At 44.3% G+C, this 23,928-nt stretch carries 26 protein-coding genes and 3 pseudogenes; 8 read left to right on the forward strand and 21 right to left on the reverse strand.

Annotated elements, in window-relative coordinates; translation table 11 throughout:
* Nucleotides 1-350: 350 nt before the first annotated feature.
* From CFI03_RS13610 to CFI03_RS13625, 4 genes are all read right to left on the reverse strand, one after another.
* A complete protein-coding gene (locus CFI03_RS13610) occupies nt 351-1,733 on the reverse strand; it encodes a PepSY-associated TM helix domain-containing protein (RefSeq protein WP_248757640.1) in 1,383 nt (460 codons plus the stop codon).
* Between the two features lie 41 nt (nt 1,734-1,774).
* The gene (locus tag CFI03_RS13615; RefSeq protein ID WP_248757641.1) at nt 1,775-2,167 is read right to left on the reverse strand and encodes a FixH family protein; all 393 of its coding nucleotides are present in this window, start codon (nt 2,165-2,167) and stop codon (nt 1,775-1,777) included.
* 188 nt (nt 2,168-2,355) lie between these two features.
* Nucleotides 2,356-2,943: a hypothetical protein gene (locus tag CFI03_RS13620; RefSeq protein WP_248757642.1), complete on the reverse strand. Its 588-nt coding sequence runs from the start codon at nt 2,941-2,943 to the stop codon at nt 2,356-2,358.
* Nucleotides 2,944-3,127: 184 nt separating this feature from the next.
* Complete coding sequence (locus tag CFI03_RS13625) at nt 3,128-3,769, reverse strand: response regulator (RefSeq protein ID WP_248757643.1); 642 nt, start codon at nt 3,767-3,769, stop codon at nt 3,128-3,130.
* A 225-nt stretch (nt 3,770-3,994) separates the two neighbouring features.
* Between CFI03_RS13625 and CFI03_RS13630 the strand changes: the two genes are divergently transcribed.
* Together CFI03_RS13630 and CFI03_RS13635 are read left to right on the forward strand one after the other, a co-directional pair.
* On the forward strand, nt 3,995-4,726 hold the full coding sequence (locus tag CFI03_RS13630; RefSeq protein ID WP_248757644.1) for a response regulator transcription factor: 732 nt from the start codon (nt 3,995-3,997) through the stop codon (nt 4,724-4,726).
* A 25-nt stretch (nt 4,727-4,751) separates the two neighbouring features.
* On the forward strand, nt 4,752-4,889 hold the full coding sequence (locus CFI03_RS13635; protein WP_248757645.1) for a hypothetical protein: 138 nt from the start codon (nt 4,752-4,754) through the stop codon (nt 4,887-4,889).
* Nucleotides 4,890-4,935: 46 nt separating this feature from the next.
* Here the strand turns inward: CFI03_RS13635 and CFI03_RS13640 are convergent, their stop codons facing one another.
* Both CFI03_RS13640 and CFI03_RS13645 read right to left on the reverse strand, forming a co-directional pair.
* Entirely contained in the window at nt 4,936-5,754 is an 819-nt protein-coding gene (locus CFI03_RS13640) for a sensor histidine kinase (protein WP_248757646.1), read from the reverse strand.
* Nucleotides 5,755-6,203: 449 nt separating this feature from the next.
* A pseudogene (locus CFI03_RS13645) lies at nt 6,204-6,338 on the reverse strand (transposase); the annotation flags it as partial.
* Nucleotides 6,339-6,524: 186 nt separating this feature from the next.
* Here CFI03_RS13645 and CFI03_RS13650 point away from each other — a divergent pair.
* Together CFI03_RS13650 and CFI03_RS31085 are read left to right on the forward strand one after the other, a co-directional pair.
* Nucleotides 6,525-7,241: an NAD(P)-binding domain-containing protein gene (locus CFI03_RS13650; RefSeq protein WP_283094522.1), complete on the forward strand. Its 717-nt coding sequence runs from the start codon at nt 6,525-6,527 to the stop codon at nt 7,239-7,241.
* A complete protein-coding gene (locus tag CFI03_RS31085) occupies nt 7,214-7,480 on the forward strand; it encodes an NAD(P)-binding domain-containing protein (protein WP_349292475.1) in 267 nt (88 codons plus the stop codon). Before CFI03_RS13650 ends, CFI03_RS31085 begins: the two co-directional genes overlap by 28 nt.
* 125 nt (nt 7,481-7,605) lie before the next feature.
* Here the strand turns inward: CFI03_RS31085 and CFI03_RS13655 are convergent, their stop codons facing one another.
* The 7 genes from CFI03_RS13655 to CFI03_RS13685 all read right to left on the reverse strand — a co-directional run bounded on the left by CFI03_RS13655 (nt 7,606) and on the right by CFI03_RS13685 (nt 13,464).
* Entirely contained in the window at nt 7,606-8,616 is a 1,011-nt protein-coding gene (locus CFI03_RS13655; RefSeq protein WP_248757647.1) for a metal ABC transporter substrate-binding protein, read from the reverse strand.
* 30 nt (nt 8,617-8,646) lie between these two features.
* Nucleotides 8,647-9,504, reverse strand: a complete 858-nt coding sequence (locus CFI03_RS13660) for a metal ABC transporter permease (protein ID WP_248757648.1) — start codon at nt 9,502-9,504, stop codon at nt 8,647-8,649.
* A complete protein-coding gene (locus tag CFI03_RS13665; protein ID WP_248757649.1) occupies nt 9,450-10,157 on the reverse strand; it encodes a metal ABC transporter ATP-binding protein in 708 nt (235 codons plus the stop codon). The genes CFI03_RS13660 and CFI03_RS13665 overlap by 55 nt, the downstream gene beginning before the upstream one ends.
* A 6-nt stretch (nt 10,158-10,163) precedes the next feature.
* The gene (locus tag CFI03_RS13670) at nt 10,164-10,595 is read right to left on the reverse strand and encodes a Fur family transcriptional regulator (RefSeq protein ID WP_248757650.1); all 432 of its coding nucleotides are present in this window, start codon (nt 10,593-10,595) and stop codon (nt 10,164-10,166) included.
* Between the two features lie 179 nt (nt 10,596-10,774).
* Nucleotides 10,775-11,746, reverse strand: a complete 972-nt coding sequence (locus CFI03_RS13675) for a TIGR03943 family putative permease subunit (RefSeq protein ID WP_248757651.1) — start codon at nt 11,744-11,746, stop codon at nt 10,775-10,777.
* Nucleotides 11,747-11,783: 37 nt separating this feature from the next.
* Nucleotides 11,784-12,800 (reverse strand): permease, encoded by a 1,017-nt coding sequence (locus CFI03_RS13680; protein ID WP_248757652.1) that lies wholly within the window; start codon nt 12,798-12,800, stop codon nt 11,784-11,786.
* 241 nt (nt 12,801-13,041) lie between these two features.
* Nucleotides 13,042-13,464, reverse strand: a complete 423-nt coding sequence (locus CFI03_RS13685; protein WP_248757653.1) for a Fur family transcriptional regulator — start codon at nt 13,462-13,464, stop codon at nt 13,042-13,044.
* A 202-nt stretch (nt 13,465-13,666) separates the two neighbouring features.
* Here CFI03_RS13685 and folE2 point away from each other — a divergent pair, with 202 nt between their 5' ends.
* The 3 genes from folE2 to CFI03_RS13700 all read left to right on the forward strand — a co-directional run bounded on the left by folE2 (nt 13,667) and on the right by CFI03_RS13700 (nt 15,986).
* Nucleotides 13,667-14,587: a GTP cyclohydrolase FolE2 gene (gene folE2 / locus CFI03_RS13690; protein WP_248757654.1), complete on the forward strand. Its 921-nt coding sequence runs from the start codon at nt 13,667-13,669 to the stop codon at nt 14,585-14,587.
* A gap of 134 nt (nt 14,588-14,721) precedes the next feature.
* Nucleotides 14,722-15,720, forward strand: coding sequence for a CobW family GTP-binding protein (locus CFI03_RS13695; protein ID WP_248757655.1), 999 nt, complete (start codon nt 14,722-14,724; stop codon nt 15,718-15,720).
* Nucleotides 15,717-15,986, forward strand: coding sequence for a hypothetical protein (locus CFI03_RS13700; RefSeq protein ID WP_248757656.1), 270 nt, complete (start codon nt 15,717-15,719; stop codon nt 15,984-15,986). Before CFI03_RS13695 ends, CFI03_RS13700 begins: the two co-directional genes overlap by 4 nt.
* Before the next feature lie 116 nt (nt 15,987-16,102).
* On the opposite strand, the gene CFI03_RS13705 is transcribed toward CFI03_RS13700, so the two are convergent.
* On the reverse strand, nt 16,103-16,591 hold the full coding sequence (locus CFI03_RS13705; RefSeq protein ID WP_481857680.1) for a MogA/MoaB family molybdenum cofactor biosynthesis protein: 489 nt from the start codon (nt 16,589-16,591) through the stop codon (nt 16,103-16,105).
* On the opposite strand from CFI03_RS13705, the pseudogene rpmE reads away from it, so the two are divergent.
* A pseudogene (rpmE, locus tag CFI03_RS13710) lies at nt 16,590-16,814 on the forward strand (50S ribosomal protein L31); the annotation flags it as partial. The gene CFI03_RS13705 and the pseudogene rpmE overlap by 2 nt on opposite strands.
* 94 nt (nt 16,815-16,908) lie before the next feature.
* On the opposite strand, the gene rpmG reads toward rpmE, so the two are convergent.
* The 7 genes and pseudogenes from rpmG to CFI03_RS13745 form a co-directional block, all read right to left on the reverse strand.
* A complete protein-coding gene (rpmG, locus tag CFI03_RS13715) occupies nt 16,909-17,058 on the reverse strand; it encodes a 50S ribosomal protein L33 (protein WP_248757658.1) in 150 nt (49 codons plus the stop codon).
* A 36-nt stretch (nt 17,059-17,094) separates the two neighbouring features.
* Nucleotides 17,095-18,315, reverse strand: coding sequence for a GTP-binding protein (locus tag CFI03_RS13720; protein WP_248757850.1), 1,221 nt, complete (start codon nt 18,313-18,315; stop codon nt 17,095-17,097).
* 120 nt (nt 18,316-18,435) lie between these two features.
* Nucleotides 18,436-18,858, reverse strand: a complete 423-nt coding sequence (locus CFI03_RS13725) for a Fur family transcriptional regulator (protein WP_248757659.1) — start codon at nt 18,856-18,858, stop codon at nt 18,436-18,438.
* 130 nt (nt 18,859-18,988) lie between these two features.
* Nucleotides 18,989-19,702 carry a class I SAM-dependent methyltransferase gene (locus CFI03_RS13730; protein ID WP_248757660.1) on the reverse strand — a complete coding sequence of 238 codons (714 nt, stop codon included), beginning with the start codon at nt 19,700-19,702 and terminating at the stop codon, nt 18,989-18,991.
* Between the two features lie 5 nt (nt 19,703-19,707).
* Nucleotides 19,708-20,910, reverse strand: a pseudogene (locus CFI03_RS13735) (GTP-binding protein).
* An 18-nt stretch (nt 20,911-20,928) separates the two neighbouring features.
* The gene (locus CFI03_RS13740; protein WP_248757661.1) at nt 20,929-22,587 is read right to left on the reverse strand and encodes a nucleoside recognition domain-containing protein; all 1,659 of its coding nucleotides are present in this window, start codon (nt 22,585-22,587) and stop codon (nt 20,929-20,931) included.
* Nucleotides 22,581-23,708: an NAD(P)/FAD-dependent oxidoreductase gene (locus tag CFI03_RS13745; protein ID WP_248757662.1), complete on the reverse strand. Its 1,128-nt coding sequence runs from the start codon at nt 23,706-23,708 to the stop codon at nt 22,581-22,583. Before CFI03_RS13745 ends, CFI03_RS13740 begins: the two co-directional genes overlap by 7 nt.
* Between the last annotated feature and the right edge of the window lie 220 nt (nt 23,709-23,928).

A 23,928-nucleotide genomic window follows, 5' to 3' on the forward strand; every position in this document is an offset into this window, starting at 1 on the left:
ACCTCCACCCGTGGTTAGATGTGACGAAGGAATGAAAGAGCTATGATCCGTTGAGACATGGGAGTGAGAATCGCTAGGGCGAAGTGGAGACGTGCGTATTATGGAACAATATGGGTGATCCAAATTCACCTTTATTTCCGCATGCCCAGTTCCCCCATTTCCCAGCCACCGGCTAACCATTTATCCTTTCTTCAATTTAACTACAGGATGAAATCCTGCGAATTCATGAGCCTGAGTGAGGATAATGAATCATTTCGAGGGAGTTGAATGACCGTTTAGCATAATCAAACAGCAGCCTAATCGACTGCTGTCTAGCTACTCATTAAATTTGTTATAAGTCTACATAAGACTTAATTCAACCATGCCCGTAACTTTGGAATGCGTTGTACGATAAGCCAATCCACGATAAGAGCAGTTAAGAATGTAACACCTACTGGAGGGATTAAAACGGCGAGTACGATGATAATAACTGCCACTCCGCTTTGTAATTTGGGATTGACCGGCTTTGTCGGCGCGCCAATGCCGGAACCCTTTGGCCGGCGGCGCCACCACATGACGAGGCCGAGTATCGAAGAGGCGGCAATTGCCATGCATGCAAGCAAACATATAATCAGATTGAGAACGCCGAAATATTTACCCTCATGGAGGGAGATTCCGATCTCTATCCATTTTGCCATTGTGCCGTAGTCACTGTATCGTAAAGATGAAAGCACGTTTCCGCTGTACTGATCCACGTGAATTGTAGCTTCATCATAGACGTTTTTTGGCCACACAGATATTGTGTAGACCCCATTGTCGTCTTGTGGAAGCGCAACGCTATACCCGTCAACGATTTTTTCCTTCTGGGCAATCGCGAGTATATTTTCAATAGGCAATGATGGTACGCCACTCTCGCTTGAACGCGGAACAGGTAAGTTCTCGGCGGCCCATGGCACCTGCATAATGTCTTTGGTCGGAATCGTTGATTCAGGTCCGCCCCACATTACGCCTTCCGGGTAATTACTATCGAAGGATGTTGCCGCCTTGTCTATGTATTTTCCGGTGAATCCGGACCAAGGGAGTCCTGTGATAACAAGCATAATGATAACAATACTAAGCCAAAACATCGGCACCGCGTGGAGATCTCGAATCGTGGTTTTCCGGCCTTTGCGGAGCCGCGGCAACAATACACCCCATATTTTGCTCGCGCCTCTCGGCCACCATAAATAGAGACCTGTTACCATGAGTACGATCGCCCAGCAAGCTGATAATTCGATAAGCTTATCGCCAATGGAGTTGTCTCCGGCCATCAGGCTGCCATGAAAGTCCCTAATACGCTGAGTAAAGGTCTTTGACGGATCCAAAGACCCGACAATTGATCCATCATAAGGATTAACGAAGACGATACGGTCGCCCTCCACACTGGATATTCCGACCTCAGCAGTACGGTCTTTGGCAAAAGAAGGCTTATAGGAAGTCAGTTCGGCTTCTGGATACTCCTTCTTTACGGCTTCTAGTTGATAGGAAGGAGATAACACGGCGGTTTGCTGTGCCTTAATGCGATATAAATGATGATACATCGCGTCATCGATCTGATCTTTAAATAAATAAGCGCCGCCAGTAATGGCCAGTATAATGAGAAACGGCATAAATATGATGCCGGCATAGAAGTGCCATCGCCATATTCTGGCATACAAACCTCGGCGTACCGGCTGCTTCACCGGTGAACTCTGTTCTTTAGTAGCAAGTTCCATATTGACTACTCCCCTATTTTACTTTTTCTATGATTGACTGGTTAGAGCCGCAGGCTAATCTTTCTCTCAGAATTGTCTTTCTTCAGCGAAACAATTGCTCTCCAATCTCCGTTCATTGGAAGATAAACCTTGGTATGATATTGGCCTAATCCGCTCCTTTCCATTTGCTCTTTCATCTTATGATTCATCCCGTGCATCGACATGGAAAGATTAATTCGAACACGGTCGACATCTACCGGATTGCCTGCTGAATCTTTAATCTCCATTTTATATTCATGGGCGGTGGTATCGCCGCTGTTCGGAGTGTCCTGTATGGAGACGGTCAGATCATCCAGGAACGGACTTGATGACAGCTTAGTACCGCAGCCTGCAAGCAGGATGACCAACATTGAAAGGATTGCCGCTGCATACCGTCTAATCCGCTTATTCTTCATGATGTTTTATACCTTTGGCTAATAAATTCAGCATGGATCATTAAAGCTAACCCCTCACAAGTTGTATTTGAGAACAGTCTAGCATGGGGACAATCCCTAACACATGACTAGAAAGAGCTATATTATAGCTAGCCATGTCCAAATTTTGAACAGATCCATTTGAAATAAAAAAACCGCCCGAGAGCGGTTTAATCTTCCATTAACGGTATAGAAACATCATTAATACTGATCATTTCTTGCTGGATGACTTTATAAAGCAAACTCATACTTATGATAAGGATAAAATCCATAAACAAGATTGTTTGGGCAGGAAATTCTTGAAGAACCATAACCCCAAGCATAGCTCCCATCATTCCGCCCATTACTCCGGAAAGCATACCATCCATTACGGCAAGTATGCTGTAATAAAACCCAGAAATAATACCGAGAAGCATACCGAAGAGTACGCCAATAACAGTCGCATAGAACATATGATTCAGTAATATTCCTGCCACCGTACCGACAACGAGACTAGAATTCATAGTGACCGTCATCGCTGCCATCATTCCTAGCATTTTACTCACATGCGCTCCGTTTGTACGGGCCTGTATTACAAAAGCAATTAATACCAGTAAAACAAAAACGATGGAGGAAATGCCCGTATTAATCGTGAAAGCAGACAATCCCGAGGAACCAGGTGCCGTAACGCTATGATCATGCGCAGATACAGGAAGTGCAGGAATCATCATGACGCAGCCCATTATTCCCGCTATTACTTTACTCATCCATGATTTCACTATTCAATCATGCCCCTTACTGTCACCAGATTTTTATCCGCCTGTCACTGAACCATTATATTGTGCATCAAAATCATCTAGAATGGCTCGAAAGAGTTACTTCAACCTTACATTTTCCATAAAAATAACAGCCGCTCATCATGACGGCTGCTGTTATCTTAATTTATGCAATTTGATCAATACATTATTTATATCCTCTTTCGTAAGCATATCTCGCCAGTTGAACCCGATTTTCCATCTGCAGTTTTTGCAGTATATTCTTTAAATGGTTTTTCACGGTATGCTCAGAAATATTTAAATTGTCCGCTATTTCGCGATTGGAGGATCCGCGGGAAACCCAGCCTAATATTTCTTGCTCTCTTGGCGTTAATGGATCCCTGTATACTTTAGGCGTATCCTTGTGAGCAAATTCTTGTAAAATACGCAGTGCAAGTTCTTTAGATAAAGGTGCTTCGTCAAAAATAACGGCTTTCAAATACTCATGCCAGGCTCCAGGATTTAAATTTTTAAGCAGATATCCTTGTGCGCCTTTTTTCAAAGCTTCAAATAAATGCGTGATATCGTCAGATACCGTCACCATAACAATCTTAACGTAGGGGAAACGAGATTTAATTTCTTTCGTTGCCTCTAGACCATCCATGCCTTTCATATTAATGTCCATTAAAATTAGATCCGGCATCCATATATCTGTGAGCCGAATAGCTTCTCCTCCATTCTCAGCCTCTCCCACTAATTCAAAAATAGGATTAGAACTAAGAATAACCTTCATGCCCTCGCGTGCATGCCTATGATCATCTACAATTAGTACCCGTATTGGCTGCGTCATCGTATGGGAGCCTCCTATCTTCACCTCTCTATGTAATCTTTATTGTGCCTGAATTTATAATGCTTAACATGACTCGTTAGAGCTAAAGCCGGCCCTATATTTTGATAGTGTTCAAAAGTCTGTAACATCGCTCCGCACATCTAGCTCCATCGAGTCATTTTTTATAACTGGCGGGCTTTGCATAATAAATGAGGAGGACAGCAACAACAAGGAAACGATTGAGAGGTGAATAAATGGAATATGTTAAAGTCCGTCTCCATAAAACCTGCGAAAGTTCTCATTGTCTACCAAGACAAACGAACGCTTACGGATCTTAAACCCTTACTTGAAAAAGAAGGCTGCCTGGTAGAAGAAGCAAAAGATAGCCGTTCAGCTTTTGTTAAAATTCATCAGGCCAACTGCAGTCTCGTCGTACTCGAGGCAACTATTCCTTATCCGGATGGCACTCCTCTATGTTCCCTCATCAAGAACGAAAACGAGTTGCCTGTTATTGTATTAGCTAAGACTGATCAACAAATGGCAGAGAGCTTTCTGGCCGGTGCCGACGATTGTGTAATGATACCATTCAGTTACAAAGAAATGATTCTACGTATAAAAGCAATCATCAGACGCTATTCCATTAAGAAATCTGAAGCAGAGATTGAACTGGAGGATCTCATAAGATTTTCTCATCTGATTATTGAGCCTTCTGCCCACCGAATTCTTGCGGACCATATTCCTGTTAAATTAACCCTAAAGGAATATGAATTACTATCTTATATGGCTCGTCATCCTAATATTGTGTTAACGAAAGAGCATTTGTTTCATACGGTTTGGAAGCAGGAAACTCAAACGAATTACCGTACCATTGATACGCATATAAAAAGAATTCGGGACAAGCTGTCCAAAGTTTCGGTTGTCTCACGCAATATGATCCAAACGATTTGGGGAATTGGATATATCCTAAGGGATGTATAAAACTTGATGAAAGGAGAAATTTAAAATGATTTATTGGTTTGTATTAGGGGGGTTGTTTTTACTCGGCGGCGCTTATGTTATGCTAAACGGCGCAAAACTTGTACGAGAGGATAATGAAATTCAAGACCAGCTGTCGGCACATAAAGGGATAAACCACGAATAAGCTCGAAAGGGGCTGTCATTAGGACAGCCCCTTTCGCTTAGTTGGATTAGTTAATAGGCCAGACTTCAAGCGTTGTTCTGCCGGAATCCCTTCTTAAATTTACATTCCACCCCAACTCCGATGCCCTTTGCTTTAGAAATTTCAAACCGTAACTACCTTCCTTCCGAAATGGATTGCCTATGAATCCTTTTCCGTTATCCGAAATGAAGCACTTCCACCCTGTGTCTGAGGAATCAAGTCGTATACGAATATGATTGGCATCCACAGCATGCTTTTGAATATTATGTATGCCTTCTCTTATGAACTCAAACAGTCCATTCTGTTCTTTAACCGATAGATTCAACTCATTGATTGGCATATTGTACTCGATTTTCATAGAGGGGTCCAAATTCATTTCATTAATAATCTTGTATATGGAAGCATGACTTGGTTCAACAATGATTTCCGGTGATTGCTTTAAAGTGGTAATCGATTGCCGCACGTATTCGTTTACTTCTCTAACTGTCTTTTTTATCGATTGTAGTTGCTCCTCTTGTCCGTCGCTAAGTTTCAAATGATCCAGTTTGACGGACATCAAAAATAAAGACTGCGCAATTCCGTCATGCAAGTCCCTCGCCAAGTTTTCGCGTTCTTGAACGGCCGTCTGGAGTAACCTCGATTGATGAAGTTCTTCCTGAATTTTCTCCAATATTGCGAATAGTCGTGTGATGAAAATCAATGTAATTAAAAAGACAATTAAAGGCGACAGCCAGTTTCCTGCCCCCATTGAGATATAAGGCAATAAATATTCATGACGAATATACTCCCATAACCAGATGGTGAGCGAATGAATGATAAGTATCAACCATTTAATTTGCTTATACATTTTAGGTTTAACTCCTTGGCGAAATATCGTGTTAGATATGAATCTTACGTAGAAATGCAATACGGGAAGAAAGCTCTTCGGCGACAAAATTTAATACGTTGAAAAGGAAATGGTCTCCCCGTTAAGGATGATTTTTAACCTCCACCTGATAGTGCCTTCATTTTAACAAATCATATTCCGCTAAAAAATGGCTCGAAGGGGCTATACATTGCCTTCATCAATTCAAGTAGGCCACTTAATAAAAAGCCATATTCCGATTATAGTGTCTCATTCATGTCTCTTTACCACAAAAAACTGCCCTTTAGTATGAACGATTAACGATATGCTTCATAATTCCTCCTCAAAATAGTTTCTAGTAAATCATCACATATTGTAACTATCCTCCCTGTTAGCGCAACAAAAAAGCAGTCGATATCGGCTGCTACTTAATATTTCTCTGCGATATTAAGCTTCCGGCCTCTCTTGTTTATCCGGGTCTGTCCGGCATGTGTGCCGGAGGAATTGGTTTTTAAATTCAATCCAGCCAGCTTCGTGATCTGCTTGGGATGACGGTACTTGCGAATGTCTCCCACCTCTGCGAGAAAGCGATTGCACTTAAAGAATATGAAAGAAAAGTACATTCTTATATACAAGTTAACATTCTGATAGATTATCTTGCATACTCTCTAGCTGCTGGGTCATTTCATTTAGTATATATGGAAATACATGCACATCGAGGATCAGTGGACAAACATGCCTTATTAATAGCTTAGATAGGAGGAGTAGAATATATGCGAGAAGTCATTATTATCGGAGGAGGACCTTGCGGACTAGCAGTCGGAATGGCACTTCAAGAAAGAGGAATCGATTATTTAATTTTGGAGAAAGGGGCAATTGCCAACTCCATCTTGTCGTTTCCGTCGAATATGCGGCTGTACAGTACAAGCGATCGGCTGGAAATCGGGAATATCCCTTTTCTTTCCGATGAAGATCGGCCATTGCGTAATGAGGTTTTACGCTATTATCGTACCGTAGCCACTAGGATGCAAATGAATATATTAACGTTTCACCGGGTAACCGAAGTAAATAAACTTCAAAATGGCTACTTGGTCCAGGCAGTGGACCATCTCGGCCGTGTAGCACAGTTCGAAGCTCGCCAAATTGTTATCGCAACCGGTATTTATGATCATCCACGGTTAATGGGCGTTCCTGGTGAACACATCCCCAAAGTGCATCACTATTACACTGAGGGACATTCCTATTCGGGTAGATCCGTACTTGTCGCCGGAGGAAAAAATTCTGCAATCGAAGCAGCAATTGACCTGTACCGCAACGGTGCAAAGGTTACGCTTGTTCACCGTGGGGCTACAGTTTACCAAGGGATCAAGCCTACATTATTGCTTGATATCCGAAACCTGATTGAGAAGGCCGCATATCCTTCTATCCCGAATCAGCCGTTTCCCGCATCGAGGATGATGCTGTGCATATTAAGGGGGCTGCCGGGGTAACGAAAATTCAAAATGATTTTGTCTTCTCTCTTATTGGTTATCAGCCGGACCTCGATTTGCTTGAAAAAATTGGCGTCCAGATAGATCCCGAAACGAAATCACCGAGCTTTGATCCTGAAACCTATGAGACTAATATTCCACGTATTTTTATTGCCGGTGTAGTTGCTGGCGGTATTACGAATAAAGTCTTTATTGACGATGGCAGGCTTCACGGTCTAAGGATTGCTGCAAGGATTTGAACGCTTATTGACCGTAAATTCTTAAGGCAACCTCACTCGAACGGGATCTTTAATAACGCAAACAACCGCCCTTTGGCTATGGGCGGTTGTTGTAAAAGATTAACTAATTGAAATCCGAACGATATTTATTTCTTTAAAGATTTCGTTAACGCATCCAGATTGCTGTACATGATATCGATATAATCAATGCCTTGCTTAATATCTTCCTCCGTTAATCCTTCAATCGGATTCAGAACATCCGTCTCCGCTCCCAATTCCTTGGCAATCGTATCCGCAACCTTTGGACTTACAAGCGTCTCGAAAAAGATCGTATGAACGTTGTTTTGTTTGGCGAATTCCACGACATTAGCCATTTCTTCGGCGCTAGGCTCTTGCTCGGGCGATAAGCCCGCAATCGGAACCTGAGTTAGGCCATATTGCTTGGCCAAATACCCAAAAGCGGCATGCTGCGTAATGAAGTCTTTTCTTTTCACTTCCGCCAGCTTCGTTTTATAAGCCTCGTCGAGCTCTTTCAATTTGGCAATGAATGCATTCGCATTGTTTTCATAATCTGTTGTATTGGCCGGATCCGCCTTGACAAGTGCATCTTTTATCGATTTCACTTCATCTTGAGCAAGTACAGGGCTTAACCACACATGCGGATCCAACGTCGATTCATGATCATGCCCTTCTTCCGCTTCGCCTTCATGCCCATGCTCATCCTCTTCTTCTACGCCTTCCATCAGAGAAATACCGGCACTAGCTTGAACATCGACTCTATCCGGATTTACGGTACTTTTTAGTGCAGAGTCCACCCATTCTTCAACAATACCGTTGTATACAAATACATTGGCATCCTGAATAGCGGCCATATCCTTAGCGCTTGGCTCCCAGTCGTGCGGTTCCACGCCAGAAGGCACAAGTCCAACCACATCCGCATGATCCCCCGCTATTTGCTTCGTAAATTCAACCATCGGGTAAAAGGTAGCGACTACCTTCAGCTTCTCTCCGGATGACGCCGCCGACTCAACAGGCGTGGCCGCAGCGTTATCCGCATTTGCCGCAGTATTTGCAGCTTGGTTTGAGTTTCCGCAGCCCGACAACAGCAAGGCAGGAAAGGCCGAAATGACTAATGTTTTTTTCATCCAACTTTTCATGATTATAACTCTCCTTTTTTCTAAATAAATTTATTGATAAGTGTAAAATTTACGCTTTGATTCCGTATTTCTCACCCGGCTTCGAGCACGCAGCGTTGTCTTTTGCACCAGTACTCCCACACCTAGAATGATAAGCAGAATAATGGCGATCGTGCCTCCCGGAGGCGTGTTTAAATGATAGGATGCCGTAAGGCCCGAGAATACGCCTACAAGCCCGGCTGCGCATGCAATTCCGATTGCGGCGCTAAAGCTTACCGCTATTCGGACAGCAAACGCCGCAGGGAGAATAACAAGCGCCGAAACAAGCAATACCCCTACAATCGGCATGGCGGAAGATACGATCATGCCGGTCATGATGCTGAATAATAACGAAATCCATTTCACCGGCAGCCCATCGGTTTTGGCCGTTTCTTCATCGAAAGAAATCTGATAAAGCGGTCGCCGGAAAAAAAAGAAGAAGATTGCTCCAACCACCGCTACCCCTATCATCTGCCATAAATCCGCCGTATTAACCGCAACAACGGATCCGAATAAGTAAGAGGATAAGCTTTTGCTTGTTCCTTTGATCAAGCTCATAAGTACAACGGCGCTTGCCAGACCGCTGACCATAATAATGGCGACGGAAACTTCGCTGAAGGATTTATAGGAACGTCGAACATATTCAACCGCAATTGCGCCCAGCATAGCAACAATAAAGCCAGCAATGGAGGGGTTTATATGCAGATAGGTTCCTGCAGCGACACCGGCAAGCGAAACATGAGACAGCATATCTGCAATTAAAGCTTGACGGCGGAGCATGAGATATACGCCTAAAGTCGACGCGAGAATAGCTATTATTCCGCCAGCCCAAAATGCCCGCTGCATAAAGTCGTAGTGCAGCATTTCCATGCGCCTTCCTCCTTTCTCGTCAGTTCAATCGTCCGGTCAAGGAAGGAGCCCGCTTCGGACAACTCATGCGTCACAATAATGACCGTACGGTTGTACTGCGTAACTTGACGACGCATTTGTGTATAAAAGGACGTACGGCTCTGCAGATCCATTCCGGCAGTCGGCTCATCCATAACAAGCAGTTCCGGCTCTCTTGCCATAGCTCGCGCGATGCAGATCCGCTGCTTCTGCCCGCCTGACAGTTCGCCAATCTTGCGTCCCCTCATCTCCCACATTCCGACATCTCGCAGCGATTTTTCCACGATATCATGATCTCTTGGTTTCAATCTCCTCAGCCAGGAACCCTCTGCATACCTACCGGATCTAACAAATTCATGCACCCTGCTTGGGAAGCCGCTATTAAATGCGACGATATGCTGCGGGACGTAACCAATCTTTAGCTTGCTTCCATCCGGGTTGTGGCCTTGAAGTTTAACCTCTCCTTTTTGTGGACGAAGCAAGCCTAAGGCCAATTTTAGCAAAGTGGATTTAGAAGAGCCGTTTGGCCCTGTAACCGCAACAAATTCACCTGCAGAGACCTGAAAGGAGACATCCTCCAGACAAGGCACGTCCGTATAACCAAATTCAACCTTATCCATCGTTAACAGAACCATGATCTTTCATTCCTTCCTTGTATTATTGCTGCATGATCTGCAATACCCATAGTATCTGATGCTGATGGTTTCAAACCCGTTAGGCATACCAGAAACTAAAGGTAAATTTCCCTCTTCGAATGGGATTACTTGACCACAATGCAAGCAAATGACCTGCCGTTCAACTTCTTTATCCCGGTTTAAGCAGGCTTTAAATCTAGCACCATCCTGCAAATAAATTTGGTCCAATATACCAAGTGCAAGCAACATCTTCAGATTCCGATACACCGTATCATAACTAATGTCCGGATGCGCGGACAGAAGTTTCAAATAGATCTCTTTAGCGGAGCAATAGTGACCCGTGCTGGCAAAAATTCTTGCAATAGACTTTCTTTGTTCCGTTAAACGTAATCCTTGGCGGTTCATTGCTTCAATAATATGTTCGTAAGAATTATGCAACAACAACCCGCCCCTTATAAGTAATAATTACAGTTAACAAACAAAAAAATAAAACACTCTAAATCGTAATGTTTACGTTTTGTAGTATAGCAGGTAAACAAACAAGTATCAATATGTTCTTCGAATCTTTTAATGAATTTTGCCTCTGCCATGTCACGGATGGCAAAGGCAATAGACGTTTACTTCTTTTCCAATTCGGTAATATCCCCAAAATAGGGGTAGACGTACGGATCTTTTGGAGCATGAATCGTAGTTACTTTTCGGGTGTTTAACACAATAATTTCATTTCCATTGTATTCCTTCAGGCCAATGTCGCCCGTCAAGGTTATCCAGGTATCCTTGCTTAGGTCAGCCGCTTTGCTCCATTCTGCCATTATTCCGTAAGGCTCAGCATCCGCCGTACAGCAGGACACGGCCATACGGGAAACGGCAAACTGGTTGGCGGCCATGTTTTCTTCCCGATAAACAAAACCGCTCAAGACAACGGTTTTCCCAATAAAATTATGCCTGTACAGATCTAGGGTTGAGATATATTCAAGAAATCCTTCATCCTTCACTGTAATTACATCTTTGGTGTATAATATTTTACCGAGATCCGAAAAGTCCTTTGTATATTCATCATACGGAAATAGATCGTCAAGGCTCGGCTTGGACGTTGTATTAGCTGTAGAAGATCCCATGCCTGATGTATTCTGAACGGGTTGAGTCTTTTCAGTTGCAGCCTTCGCAGAGGGTACTGAAGCCTTCTTGATTGGCTGCTGTACGTTTTTGACAGTCAGGTTCATTCCCTTCACCGACGCTACATCGCTTCCCATAATTTTGTCGGGAAATAGAAACCCGAACAAAAGCGGAAGCAGAAACACGCTGTAAATAGCCATATTTTTCGGTAAAGAACGGGTTGGCTCGTGTCCACAGTCGCAGTCTGCGTCATGCTCGTGCTTATGGTCAGAACTTTGTAATGCCATATATACATAATAAGCGGCCAGTAGAAACAACGCGACTGCCGAATATTTAATATAAGGCATCATTCTAGGCGCCAAGTAATATTGCAGCTTATCCATTTTGACCAAATGAACGACATAGAAAGAAAATCCTCCAAGAATAACCGCGCGAATGATATGATGCACAGCTATATGCCTCTGTTCCTCCATTAACAGTTCCTCCAATCCTAATCCTGTAAGACAGACGTTACCAAAAAAGCTTCTGAACAAGCATGGAACCAACCGGAACAATAATGACGAGCAAAGCAATAATCAGCACGACAAACCTCGCCTTAAATATAGAAAGCAGCATCAAGGTTCCCTTCATATCAATCATTGGCCCGAATACCATAAACGTTAAAAGCGAGCTTGCTGAAAATGTGCCAAGGAACGAAGAAGCGACAAATGCATCAGACGTTGAACACAGGGAAAGGAAGAAGGCAAAGCCCATCATAAATAGATGGGATGTATACTCTCCTTGGCCAACGACTAGCAGCTCCGAACGAGGGATAAAGCTTTGAATAAGCGCTGCAAGTATAGAGCCGAATATGACATACTTACCCATATCGAAAAACTCGCCGCCCGCATGTCGTATCGCTTCACTAAACTTTCCGGTCTTTTTCGTGACTCGAAGTACTTTTAGAGGATTTGAAGCATTCATCGTATCCTCCGCCGTTTTCATTGGATTGCTCTTTACAAAAAAGTAGACAATAAGAGCAATAATTAAGGCTACAACCACCGCTAATCCCATTCGGGCATTTACCATCTCTGGTCTGTTGCGAAAGGCGACATAAGTAGCCGAGTAGACGATTGGATTTACGATTGGACCTGCAAGTATAAAAGCAACTCCCACATATAACGGCATTCCTTTGGCCATCAGTCTTCTGACTACCGGGATGAGACCGCACTCACAGACGGGAAACAAAATCCCCAGCAAGCAGGCGATTAGAATTCCCAGCAGCGGATTTTTAGGTATGAAGCGGCGAATCCAAGCTTCTGGTATAAATACATGCATCAGAGAGGATACGGCTACGCCAAGGAGCAGAAAAGGCAGCGTCTCAAGAACGATGCTGATTAGCATCGTCTTGAATGTGCTAATTCGAGTTGAGTTGAGTATGACATCCGGGTTTAGCCATTCAGGATGAAGACCAATACCGACTACAAGGGCTATTGCAATTATGTAAGTATACTCTGGTCTCCAGGACAATATGGTTTTCTGATTCAAGTGAACCTCCATCTATTCGTAAAGATTACTAATACATTTCAATTATATGAAGATTAAAGGCAGTTGACAATCTTCTTTTCTTAGGCAGCTCGAATTCCAGACATCCGCTACCCAGTATCTGCCGCTGTATACCTCCTTTGGCCCTATAAACATTATCCGGCTATCTGCTGATCATGTGCTCAAACCAATTATTGTCAATTGGCTGATCAAAATAATGCGTATAAAACAACGCATATGCCGTTCACTGGCATTGCTCGCACAAGCCGTATATTTCAAAACGATGATACAGTATTTTGTAATTTTCAGGTAAGTGAATCAGGCGCTCCAAGGGGCAATTTTCAATGGGAACGATACTTTCGCAACCTTGACAAATTAAATGGTGATAATGATGACTATTGCAGCTGGCTTTAAATTTCAATCCGCTGTCCATAAAGTAGAATTGTTCCACCAGTCCTAGTTGTTTCAAAATTCGCAAATTACGATATACGGTATCAAAACTAACGCCAGGGAATTTCTCAATCATTCGAACGTATATGTCTTTTGGCGACATACAGCCTTCATGTGCGATAACGATTGCCAACAGAGTTTGGCGCTGTTCCGTGATGCGGTACCCATTGCGCGACATCACTTCGAGCATTTCATTGATTTGATTATTAGAAAGCACGCCTTATCTCCCTTCCCTTCAACTAACCAATCGAAATTAACTTGACTAACCCTCATTTATCCGTAATTATTACATTTAGTATTAAGTTAGCAATTACTAGATTGTAAGTCAATATTAAACCCCGCTGCTTTGACATAAGACGATCTTCTGACTACAATTGGATAAATCGTAAAACTTACGTTTAAAGGAGGAATAGATAACTATGCAATCAAAATCCATTCTTATGCTACCGGACAAAGTCAATCGGCACCGACTTTTTGGTTCCGTAGATCCTGTCCTGGGCAATAAACCTACTACGAAGGAAAGAATGGCCGACCTGCAAAATAAAAAGGACGATTATTTGTTTCATATTGATCATGTCGGTATTAGCCGAGTTAGACATCCGATTCAAATACATTCGGAAACGTCCCCTGCTATCCAAACAAGTATTGCAACCTTGGAATTAACGACAAGTCTGCAACGGGAATCGAAAGGAATAAACATGAGTCGATTGACGGAACATCTGGAGTCCTATCGCCGGAAGGGGTTGACTGCCGATCTGTCTCTGCTGTGTCATTTCGCGCAAGAACTTGCCGAATATATGGAGGAGAACCGAGCTGAAATTACCCTTTCATTCCCATGGTTTTACGAACGAACAGCCCCTGTATCGGGGTTAACAGGATTGAACCACTCTGACGTGAGCATCAAGGTTGCGTATGAAAAAGGGAGGCCGTTTACAGCCACTGTAGGCTTACGAGTAGCCGTGACAACGCTCTGCCCATGCTCCAAAGAAATTAGCGAATACAGCGCCCATAATCAACGCGGCGTCGTATCCATGTCCGTTGTGATTGATCCCGGAACATCGTACCAGCATGACTGGAAAGTCATTCTCTTGGATGCTGCCGAATCCAACGCCAGCAGTCCTCTCCATCCCATACTAAAGCGTCCAGATGAAAAAAAGGTAACGGAAGGCGCCTACGAGAATCCCCGTTTCGTGGAAGATATGGTTCGCCTTGTAGCCGCAGACTTGTATGAAATGGAAGACGTACAGGCTTTTACTGTTGAATGCCGTAATGAGGAATCTATTCATCTTCACGATGCCGTAGCCTCAATCACTTACGACAAGCGGAAAACCGTGCACTGATGGTTCTCATTTTCCCAGAATGGCTTACATTATGGATCGCTGTACGAAGTGATACTGGCGCGGCAATTATGGTGATATTGAACAGCATGAGACTTTTAAAGCTAAAAACAAACCTATCAGGAGGTCAAAATTAGTTGGAGACAATTCCGGTATATGTGCTTTCGGGTTTTTTAGGCAGTGGAAAAACAACTCTTCTAACAAAAATGCTTGATTATTATTTGCAGCAGAACATGAAGCCAGCCGTCGTCATGAACGAAATCGGCGATGTGAATTTGGACGGAATGTTGGTCGATGATAATGTACCCATGGCCGAAATGCTTAACGGATGCATTTGCTGTACCATACGAGATGATTTAAGCAAGGGCCTGCTGTCCATTGTAAGAACGGAGCAACCAGATGTTATTATTATCGAATCTACCGGCATAGCCAACCCTTTAGAGCTCATTGAGGGGATTACCAATACTTCTCTTATTGTCGGGATTGAACTGCAGCTTGTAATAACGGTGGTCTCTGCACCTCATTTCTTGGACGCGTCCCGTGGACCAAAAGGTAAAACCGTTCGATTAATGCAAGAACAAATACGGTGCGCAGATCTAATTCTGATAAATAAAACCGATTTAATAGTACAAACAGATTTCGATGAAATGAACAATTCTCTCCGGGAATTGAACCCTAAAGCAAGAGTCGAGGAAACAATAAGGTGCAACATCGAAATCGATTCTCTGATGCAAATGACAAGCAATAATAAGCAAACTCCTGCCTCCGAGCAGGAGATACCGAAAAATAAGCCGTTTCATATCCTTTCCAATCGCGGCCAACACCATCATACCCACAATCATGTGATGGTCTCTACGCATTACTTCGAACAACCGATAGATCAACATAAGTTTGAAGAACTGTTTGGTCAATTGCCGAAAGAAGTTTATCGTGCCAAGGGCTTCCTCCAGTTTACTAATAGTGATCATCGCTTTTTATTCCAGTATGCTTATCGGGAACTGGAGATTGTCAAATTTGATACAAAACAAGAGGTTCAAAACGTCGTTGTTTTTATCGGTGAACATTTCGATAAAGAACTAGTGGCTCAGGCAATACGTGAACTTGCATCAGGGGAAGGAGGTGAATTCCTATCATGATTATTACATCAACCGCAAGAGACGCTATTCAGGTGTTGCTTGACCAACACAAAGTCAATGGATTAAGGGTTGTTTCTGAAGGAATGGGCTGTAGCGGACCTAAAATAGGGCTTATTCTAGAGGAATTAGATCAAGAAGAAATTACGAGCATAATTAATGGTATACCTGTTGCAATAGAAAGACAAATCAGAAAAGAAAGCAAAAAGATAAAGCTTGATGTTAAAAACGACCAATTGGTTATGTTGGGAACGGATAGCTGCTGCTGAACTTATCTCTCTGGAAAAAGCCCCTTCAACATCATTCCCGCTATAGGAATGACTCGAAGGAGCTTATCCTTGTCACGATATCCAGAAACAGTCCTTCGCTGTCCAGCTCCACAAAGTCAAGGTGTTGTTGTCCCATGCATCTGGCCGTCTTTATAGATCTCTCTCATCACATGGCGCAATTCCGGTATGATAATCCGGCTCGTTGCAAGCCGAACGGCACCCGTGGAACCAGGCATCGAGAATACGGCCTTTCCCCTGCACACGCCTGCGATAGCTCGGCTCAATATCGCTGCCGTTCCAATATCCTCGGCATAACTCAAATAACGGAATAGCTCGCCAAACCCTTGCAATTCCTTATCCAGCAAATCTCTTACCGCTTCGTATGTTGTATCCCTGAAAGCGATACCCGTGCCTCCATTAAGCAGAATGGCTTCCACGGCTTGGTTCGCAACTCCGTTTTGGATAGCCGATTGAATATCTGAATACTCATCCGGAACGATTTGGTATGCACATATCGCAAATCCCGACGCTTCTAGGAGTTCGCGTAGCAGCCCGCCGCTCTTGTCCGACTCCGGGGTCCTAGTGTCCGACACGGTAATAATCATGCAGCTCACTGATTGGGGGCTTTCATTTCGATGCTGCTCAACGGATGTTTCAATCAATCGATTCTCTCCTTTAAATGCATCTTTAATCGTAAAAGATGGCAATACCTATCCCGTCATTCGAGTCGACACCAGCTCAGCCTCTAATCCGTTCTTTACAGGGAAGCAAAAAATAGCCGATAAAGGCGGCCGAGTAGATCGATTCAAACAGCGGGTCTCACAAAAAAATAACAATTCCACCAGTCAGCTAGGCGGAAAGCGTCAAATAAAAAGGGGATGTCCCATCGTCATTTTCATGACTTCTGGGATACCCCTTTCATTTAACGAGTTTCTCGATGAATCGTGTACTTTTTTAGACGCGGCGAATACTTTCTAAGTTCAATTCTTTCGGGAGTCGTACGTTTGTTTTTGCTTGTTGTGTAATTGCGATCTCCACATTCCGTGCAGGCAAGCGTAACCGTTACTCGCATATACAGTTCCCTCCTTTCCTTAAGATCCGGCCTACATTATTTAAACTGCTCTTCCATTTGCACGTCCGATTGATTAGGGAACTCGTCATGCAGCAAATTCCAATCCATCATTAATTCATCACCAGTCAATAAACATTGATCTAATTCGTTTGTGATAGCCGAGCGGTTCAGATCAAGACCGATAAATACAATTTTGTTCACTCTATCGCCGTATGGCTCGTTCCAGGATTCAGCAATGGATGGATCCTCAAGCAATAGCTCCTTCTGCTCCGCTTCCGAAAGCGCCGCAACCCATTTACCTGCCGGTCCGAACTGGATAGATGGCCCAGCCTGGCTGATGTTCTGTGCCATATCGTTGCGCGTGGCGAGCCATACGATTCCTTTCGCACGTACAATTTCTTCCGGCCATTCACTCATCCAGTTCATTAATCTTTCCGGATGGAACGGCTGTGCCCGTTCGTATACAAAGGAGGAAATGCCATACTCTTCCGTCTCCGGCGTATGATGCTCCTTCGCCATTTCCTGCATCCAGCCTGCTGATTGGCTGGCCTCATCGAAATTGAACAAGCCGGTATTTAAAATCTCAGCCGGATCAACTTGACCACGGTTGGAACGAATAAATTTGGCGCGAGGCTGGAGACTCCGAAGCACCGTTTCCAGCTCCTCCAGCTCTTTCTCTTCAACCAAATCGCATTTATTAAGAATCAATACATCACAGAATTCGATCTGATCAATAAGCAGATCAACGACTTCTCGAGTATCATCCTCAGCAACCTCCTGCTTCCGGTCGAGCAATGTCTCGCCGGAGGAGAAATCGTTCCAGAAACGATAAGCATCTACAACGGTAACCATGCAATCGAGCTTGCAGAATTGGGTAAGATCAATGCCCTGCTCCTCATCAATGTAAGAGAATGTCTGCGCCACTGGCACTGGCTCACCTACACCAGTCGATTCGATTAGAATATAATCAAAGCGCTGCTCCATAGCCAATCGCTCCACCTCTCGAAGGAGATCCTCCCGAAGCGTACAGCAGATACAACCATTGGACATCTCAACCAACTTCTCGTCGGTGCGCGACAGTCCCCCTCCACCTTGAATCAAATCCGCATCAATGTTAACCTCGCTCAGATCATTCACGATTACAGCAACTCTCATGCCATCCCGGTTATTCAGAATATGATTTAAGATCGTTGTTTTTCCCGCTCCTAAATATCCGCTTAATACGGTTACAGGCAGCTTTTTTTCAAAACTCACTATAGACACCTCGTTGTTTAATTGTAATATTTACGTTTAATTAATTGTAACAATTACTATTAATTAAGTCAACACTTCTGAACTGCATAAAAAAATGGAGAGCGCATATGCTCCCCATTTCCTTTATTGACACTCTTCGCAAAGGCCATAAACTTCAAAACGATGACGCAATATTTTAAAGCTGCCGGGTAATTTGACACCAAGATCCATTGGACAATCGTCAAATGCAAGTGTTTTTTCACAATTGACACATATTAAATGATGATGGTGATGGGTATTACAGCTTTCCCTAAATTTGAGTCCGCCATCTATAAAATAAAAATGCTCAAGTACACCCATCTCGCTTAACATGCGAAGATTCCGATAAACCGTGTCGAAACTGACATTAGGATAATATTGAGATAATTGGTCATATACATCTTTCGGCGACAAATAACCGTCATGGTCGACAAATATTTGAGCTAATCTTTTTCGCTGCTCTGTAACTCTCCAGCCATTCCTAGACATCGTGTTGACCATTTCCAGTACTTTGCTGTGTTTATCCATAAGATTCTGTCCTTTCGCCTGACTTATCTATTCCTTAAGCATACCAAAAAAACAGAAAAAGTTTCAATACAATAACAGAAAAGCAGTCCAAAACCTGTTGAACAGATCCCGAACTGCCTTCCTTGTTTTGCTATGGCTTCTGAGCGCTTATAAATAAAGGCTCACATTGAAGCTTTACCTCTTGCAATCCATGCATCAATTTGGTTTCTTTGTCACATGTTGTCATATTAATGAAACCAGCTGCCTCTAATTCCAACGCCACCTCGTTATACAGCAACCTTGAATATGGATTTCGTTTGGATATCCCCTGACGCTTGATTTTAGCCTGTCGATGAGGTTTTCTCCCACTTGAAAGCTGCGATTGAGCGAACGGGAATAAATTTCTGGCATTCCAGTCGCCGTCCCAGATCAAAACCCGTCCACCAGACTTCAACACTCGTCGCCATTCCTTAAATACAGCTTGCCGACTATCACTTAAGCTGCCCAACAGGTTGCGGCAAACCATTACATCAAAGTGTTCTGCATGAAAAGGAAGATCCTCGGCGAATCCGTAAACAAAAGAGCAATCAAGACCCATTGATTTTGCTCTAAGCTCTGCAATGCGAAGCATTTCCTCTGAGAAATCAAGTCCCGTTACCCGATGTCCTAATTGTGCCAGATGAATAGCCAAAAAACCGGAACCGGTTGCTACGTCGAGTATTTGAAGCTCCTGCTTATTACCAAGCATAGCTTGCAGCTTTTGTTGCCACTGCTGCTGATACTCTAAAGCATTCATTAGTTTATCCATTCGTCTCGCATACTGCTGAGCACGATTATTCCAGCTTTCCCGCATTATCGTATTCATCTCTTTTAGAACCCTGGCAATGGATCCTTTAATAATCGCCAGTTGCTTTCCATTTCTTCGTCAGACAAGAGGGCTGCATCCAACGAACTAGTAATGGCATCCTTATCCAGCGCAATACCAATAAATACAAGCTTGGTCACCCGATCTCCCCATTTATCGTCCCAGTCCGTAGATTTGGGATACTCTTCTCCGAAATAAACACGTCGTTCATCCTCTGATAGCGAAGCAACCCATAAGCCAGCTGGCGACAACTGCCTCGATACGCCAGCTTGACTGAAGGATATGGCCATATTATTACGAGTCGCCAGCCACAAAAGCCCCTTGGACCGCACGATCTCCTTAGGCCATTTCGCCATCCATTTCAGCAGACGCTCTGGATGGAACGGAATTTTACGGTGATACACAAAGGAAGAGATTCCATATTCTTCTGTTTCTGGCGTGTGATGCTCCTTCTGAAGCTCTTGAATCCAGCCTGCGGATTGGCTTGCTTTCTCAAAATCAAAAAGCTGGGTATTAAGAATTTCCTTGGGATCGATCTTCCCATGGCTGGAACGAATCATTCTCGCCCCTGGCTGGAGTCCCCTAAGAGCAGTCTCAAGCCTAACGAGCTCTCCCTCGCTGACCATATCGCATTTATTAATAATTAATACATCACAAAATTCGACCTGGTCGGTAAGCAGATGCACCACATTTCTTGTATCTCCTTCTCCTGCCTCTTGATTGCGATCTGCCAATGATTCTCGAGATTGGAAATCCTGCCAGAAATGATAGGCATCAACTACCGTTACCATGCAATCGAGCCGTGTATACTTCGAAAGATCAATGTTCTGGTCCTCATCTACATACGTAAAGGTTTGAGCAACCGGCAATGGCTCGCCAATCCCTGTCGATTCGATCAGGATATAATCAAATCTCTTCTCCAGTACAAGGCGTTCCACTTCCTAAAGCAGATCATCCCGCAGCGTGCAGCAAATACAACCATTGGACATTTCCACCAGACTCTCTTCTGTCCGGCTTAAGCCGCCGCCGTCTCGAATAAGATCGGCATCAATATTGACTTCACTCAGATCGTTCACAATAACCGCTACCCTCAATCCTTCTCTATTATTAAGAACATGATTAAGGATGGTTGTCTTGCCGGCACCTAGATAACCGCTTAGGACCGTTACCGGGATTTTGTCATCATGAGATTGTAAGCTCGTATCCATATTGTTGTCCTCCTTGAATTAATGCTGCCAACCGACAAGCAGCATAATGATGATTGATGATACTATTGAGGTGACCATTTGTTTTCCGGCTAGAGAGAAAGCAAACGTAAAGCCAAATTCTTTGCGTACGGTCCACAAAGTAACGAGACATGCGGTGAGCGTGGAAGCCAAATAGACCAGCACAAACAATTGTCCTGCGCTCATGGCATCCAGAAGTGCTCCTTCGCTGTGATTCAATACAAGCAGACCGTCTTTTCGAAGAATCGAGAAGATAATCGCGCTTGCTGCTTCCTCGGGAAAATGAAGCCATTGCATAAATGGCGCTGCTAATTTAGAGAGCCCGTTCATCCATCCTGCTATTTGCAGCACGGTTGCAATGAAACAAATAAGCAGAAAGATCGGCATCGCTTGCAAGATAAATTGTTTGACAACCGTATGGACTCTCCAGCTAACTGCACGCCACTGAGGTTTTTGAAGAAAGGTTTTGGATATATAGTACTCGCTTGGCTGCAACGTAGACTTCCGGTTCCAAATACGGTTATGTATGACGCCTACGATTCCTAATGAGAAAATATAAGGCAGGAACAGCAAAGGATAACCGGCCGAACTAAAGATAGACAATGACGCCCCGATCTGATAGCTGCAAGCTGAACCAAAGGTAATCATGGTTACGCATGATTTGCGCGTGCAGGCGCTGCAGGCACGGCTTTGGAAAACCGCAACGACATTACAGCCAAAGCCGGTTAGTATAGGAAGCAGATCACGGCCATTAAGACCAACCTTCCGCATCCAGCCATCAAGAGAGTCGGTAATGCGATCCTTTATCCCGCTCTCCTCTGTAAGAGCCGTGCTTATCCCGAGAAAAATAACGACGGGGAATGCCCACAGAAAGGAATACCACCCCAGAGTGACTATCCCGTAATCACCAATTAAAAGGGTTTGAAGCGGCGGCGGCGAATTCGCAAGCAGACCTTTAACGGGCTCGATCACATTCCTGTCAATTACAGGTTGTAACCATGCGGACAGCAGGTACGCCAGTAATACCGGCAGAGCAAATAATAGAACGACTCCGATCAGTGAAAACGGCCGCCCCCATAGCGGGTGTTCAAGCACAGTCGTCTGCGGCTGTATGACAGGGTGCATAGGCAAAAGGCGCATTGCTTTCCGGCGTATCGCCTTGGCACTTGCTGCCGCTTGTTGAAGCTTTGTCTTGTCTAGGTCCTGCAAGCTTCTTGCATTTACCACACTGACCGGAATACCAAGCCAATCCTCATAATAACTAGCCAGTTCCGACAGACCGATCCGCGTTTTATCAGCAAAAGTTAAAATCAAAAATACCTTTTTATTCGTCAAATTCACTTCTTCAAGCAGCAATGGCAGCTCTACCTTGGCATGTGTCGCTCTAACCACTAAAGCTACGATATCCGCATCGTATATGGCATTAATGGCCTCACGCGTTGTTTCGCTGTCATCTTTCATCCGAATGCCGGGCACATCAACGAGTTCAAGAGAGGAAGAAGCCCACATCCCTTTCCGAGTCATAACGGTGGACCCGCGAAAATTGCTCTCCTCTCCAGTCTCGTGACCCGTAAGTCCACGAAACAATGCGGATTTGCCGGATGATTCAAAGCCGATAAGGAGGACGGCTCTTTCTGCTTCATGAGTATGAATCAGCATTTACAGTCCTCTCCACAGCACGACAGATCGGACAGCATCATCCCTTGATCCCGATATTGCTGCAGCACGGTCGTATCGACATCCATTCGGGCAGCTATGGCTTCGGCAATGACACCAAATCTTTGGCGGAATTTATAGATGAAGCAAAACAATAGCTGACCGTGGCTAACCGATGGTCCCGACACAAACAAACCTGGCGTGAGCGTTGATTCATCCTTTTCAGTAAGCAGCACTCCTCCTTGCGGATTCTGCTCGAACATATGCTTGATCATGGTCAAGCTGCCTTGGAAGCCGGTTGCGAGAATAGGCGGATGAGCCGTCTTCACAAAACGCTCCCCTCCTTCGATGTTCTCGCAAAAGAGAAGATAACCTCCATCCTCTGTTCGTTCGATCCAATGCACCTCATGTCCCGGGAGTAGTTGAATCTGCCCATCTTCTACGCGATTAAGCCTATCCTTCGTAAACGGTGAGAGCTCAACGCTGGGATCGCTGCTGCCTTTCTCTAACCAACGGCCATTCCGATCTATGATGGTTACCTTTTTGCCTAGCTTAGCAAGGTGTATGGCAGCATCCGCACCACTCTCATAGCCGCCAATAATAACGGTCTCATCACCGGCGATTTCAGACCACTCCCGTATGAAGCTGTTATGCAGCGCATATTCGGCTCCAGGGAAACCATCCAATCGCGGATATTGGAATTCGCCAGCAGCCCAGATCACAAATCGGCTTCGCATAACGCCGGCCGAGGTATTCAGCTCAAATCCTTCACCCTCCAGCCGGCGCACTTCAATAACATCTACTCCTGTCTGGACCGGCAGCTCCTTGTACGCTGCCACAGCCTGCAAATAATCAGCGTAGTCTTCTCCGGAAGGATGCTCCGTACCAAGGGTATAAGCCGGCGAGGTATGAATCGCAATGGCATTTAGATCGAGCATTCCGTAGGCATTGCTAGTAAAGGAAGGAGTGATCATCCGCATCTCTTTAGGCCACTGCAAGAAGGAAGAACCAATCTCTCCTCTTTCCAGAATCGTGAAATTCACCGCTCCTAGATCTTGCAGCACACAGCCCATTCCAATGCCGGCAGCGCCCCCTCCTACGATGACACAATCATAATGGTTCATTCCTGGCACCTCTTTAATTGTAATTTTTACGATTATAAATCGAAACATGTTATGAAGGCAGCAAAAATACTATCCGCCCTTGCGAGTATAGCGATGACAGCCGTCTCTTATTCGTAATTATTACACATTACAACAATACGTAACGATTTGCAAGACTAACCATAACCCAAAACGAACTTGCGACGCTAATGACCGTTTGGGGTTATGGTTATCTGCATTC

It is taken from the genome of Paenibacillus sp. ATY16 (assembly GCF_003399985.2).
Classification (GTDB): domain Bacteria; phylum Bacillota; class Bacilli; order Paenibacillales; family Paenibacillaceae; genus Pristimantibacillus; species Pristimantibacillus glycanilyticus.

What these genes read in the sequence shown, in the direction of transcription:
- CFI03_RS13610 (WP_248757640.1), bottom strand. Translation starts at nt 1,733, where the DNA reads ATGGAACTTGCTACTAAAGAACAGAGTTCACCGGTGAAGCAGCCGGTA.
- CFI03_RS13615 (WP_248757641.1), bottom strand. Translation starts at nt 2,167, where the DNA reads ATGAAGAATAAGCGGATTAGACGGTATGCAGCGGCAATCCTTTCAATG.
- CFI03_RS13625 (WP_248757643.1), bottom strand. Translation starts at nt 3,769, where the DNA reads ATGACGCAGCCAATACGGGTACTAATTGTAGATGATCATAGGCATGCA.
- CFI03_RS13635 (WP_248757645.1), top strand. Translation starts at nt 4,752, where the DNA reads ATGATTTATTGGTTTGTATTAGGGGGGTTGTTTTTACTCGGCGGCGCT.
- CFI03_RS13640 (WP_248757646.1), bottom strand. Translation starts at nt 5,754, where the DNA reads ATGTATAAGCAAATTAAATGGTTGATACTTATCATTCATTCGCTCACC.
- CFI03_RS13650 (WP_283094522.1), top strand. Translation starts at nt 6,525, where the DNA reads ATGCGAGAAGTCATTATTATCGGAGGAGGACCTTGCGGACTAGCAGTC.
- CFI03_RS13655 (WP_248757647.1), bottom strand. Translation starts at nt 8,616, where the DNA reads ATGAAAAGTTGGATGAAAAAAACATTAGTCATTTCGGCCTTTCCTGCC.
- CFI03_RS13660 (WP_248757648.1), bottom strand. Translation starts at nt 9,504, where the DNA reads ATGGAAATGCTGCACTACGACTTTATGCAGCGGGCATTTTGGGCTGGC.
- CFI03_RS13665 (WP_248757649.1), bottom strand. Translation starts at nt 10,157, where the DNA reads ATGGTTCTGTTAACGATGGATAAGGTTGAATTTGGTTATACGGACGTG.
- CFI03_RS13675 (WP_248757651.1), bottom strand. Translation starts at nt 11,746, where the DNA reads ATGGAGGAACAGAGGCATATAGCTGTGCATCATATCATTCGCGCGGTT.
- folE2 (WP_248757654.1), top strand. Translation starts at nt 13,667, where the DNA reads ATGCAATCAAAATCCATTCTTATGCTACCGGACAAAGTCAATCGGCAC.
- CFI03_RS13700 (WP_248757656.1), top strand. Translation starts at nt 15,717, where the DNA reads ATGATTATTACATCAACCGCAAGAGACGCTATTCAGGTGTTGCTTGAC.
- CFI03_RS13705 (WP_481857680.1), bottom strand. Translation starts at nt 16,591, where the DNA reads ATGATTATTACCGTGTCGGACACTAGGACCCCGGAGTCGGACAAGAGC.
- rpmG (WP_248757658.1), bottom strand. Translation starts at nt 17,058, where the DNA reads ATGCGAGTAACGGTTACGCTTGCCTGCACGGAATGTGGAGATCGCAAT.
- CFI03_RS13725 (WP_248757659.1), bottom strand. Translation starts at nt 18,858, where the DNA reads ATGGATAAACACAGCAAAGTACTGGAAATGGTCAACACGATGTCTAGG.
- CFI03_RS13730 (WP_248757660.1), bottom strand. Translation starts at nt 19,702, where the DNA reads ATGAATACGATAATGCGGGAAAGCTGGAATAATCGTGCTCAGCAGTAT.
- CFI03_RS13740 (WP_248757661.1), bottom strand. Translation starts at nt 22,587, where the DNA reads ATGCTGATTCATACTCATGAAGCAGAAAGAGCCGTCCTCCTTATCGGC.
- CFI03_RS13745 (WP_248757662.1), bottom strand. Translation starts at nt 23,708, where the DNA reads ATGAACCATTATGATTGTGTCATCGTAGGAGGGGGCGCTGCCGGCATT.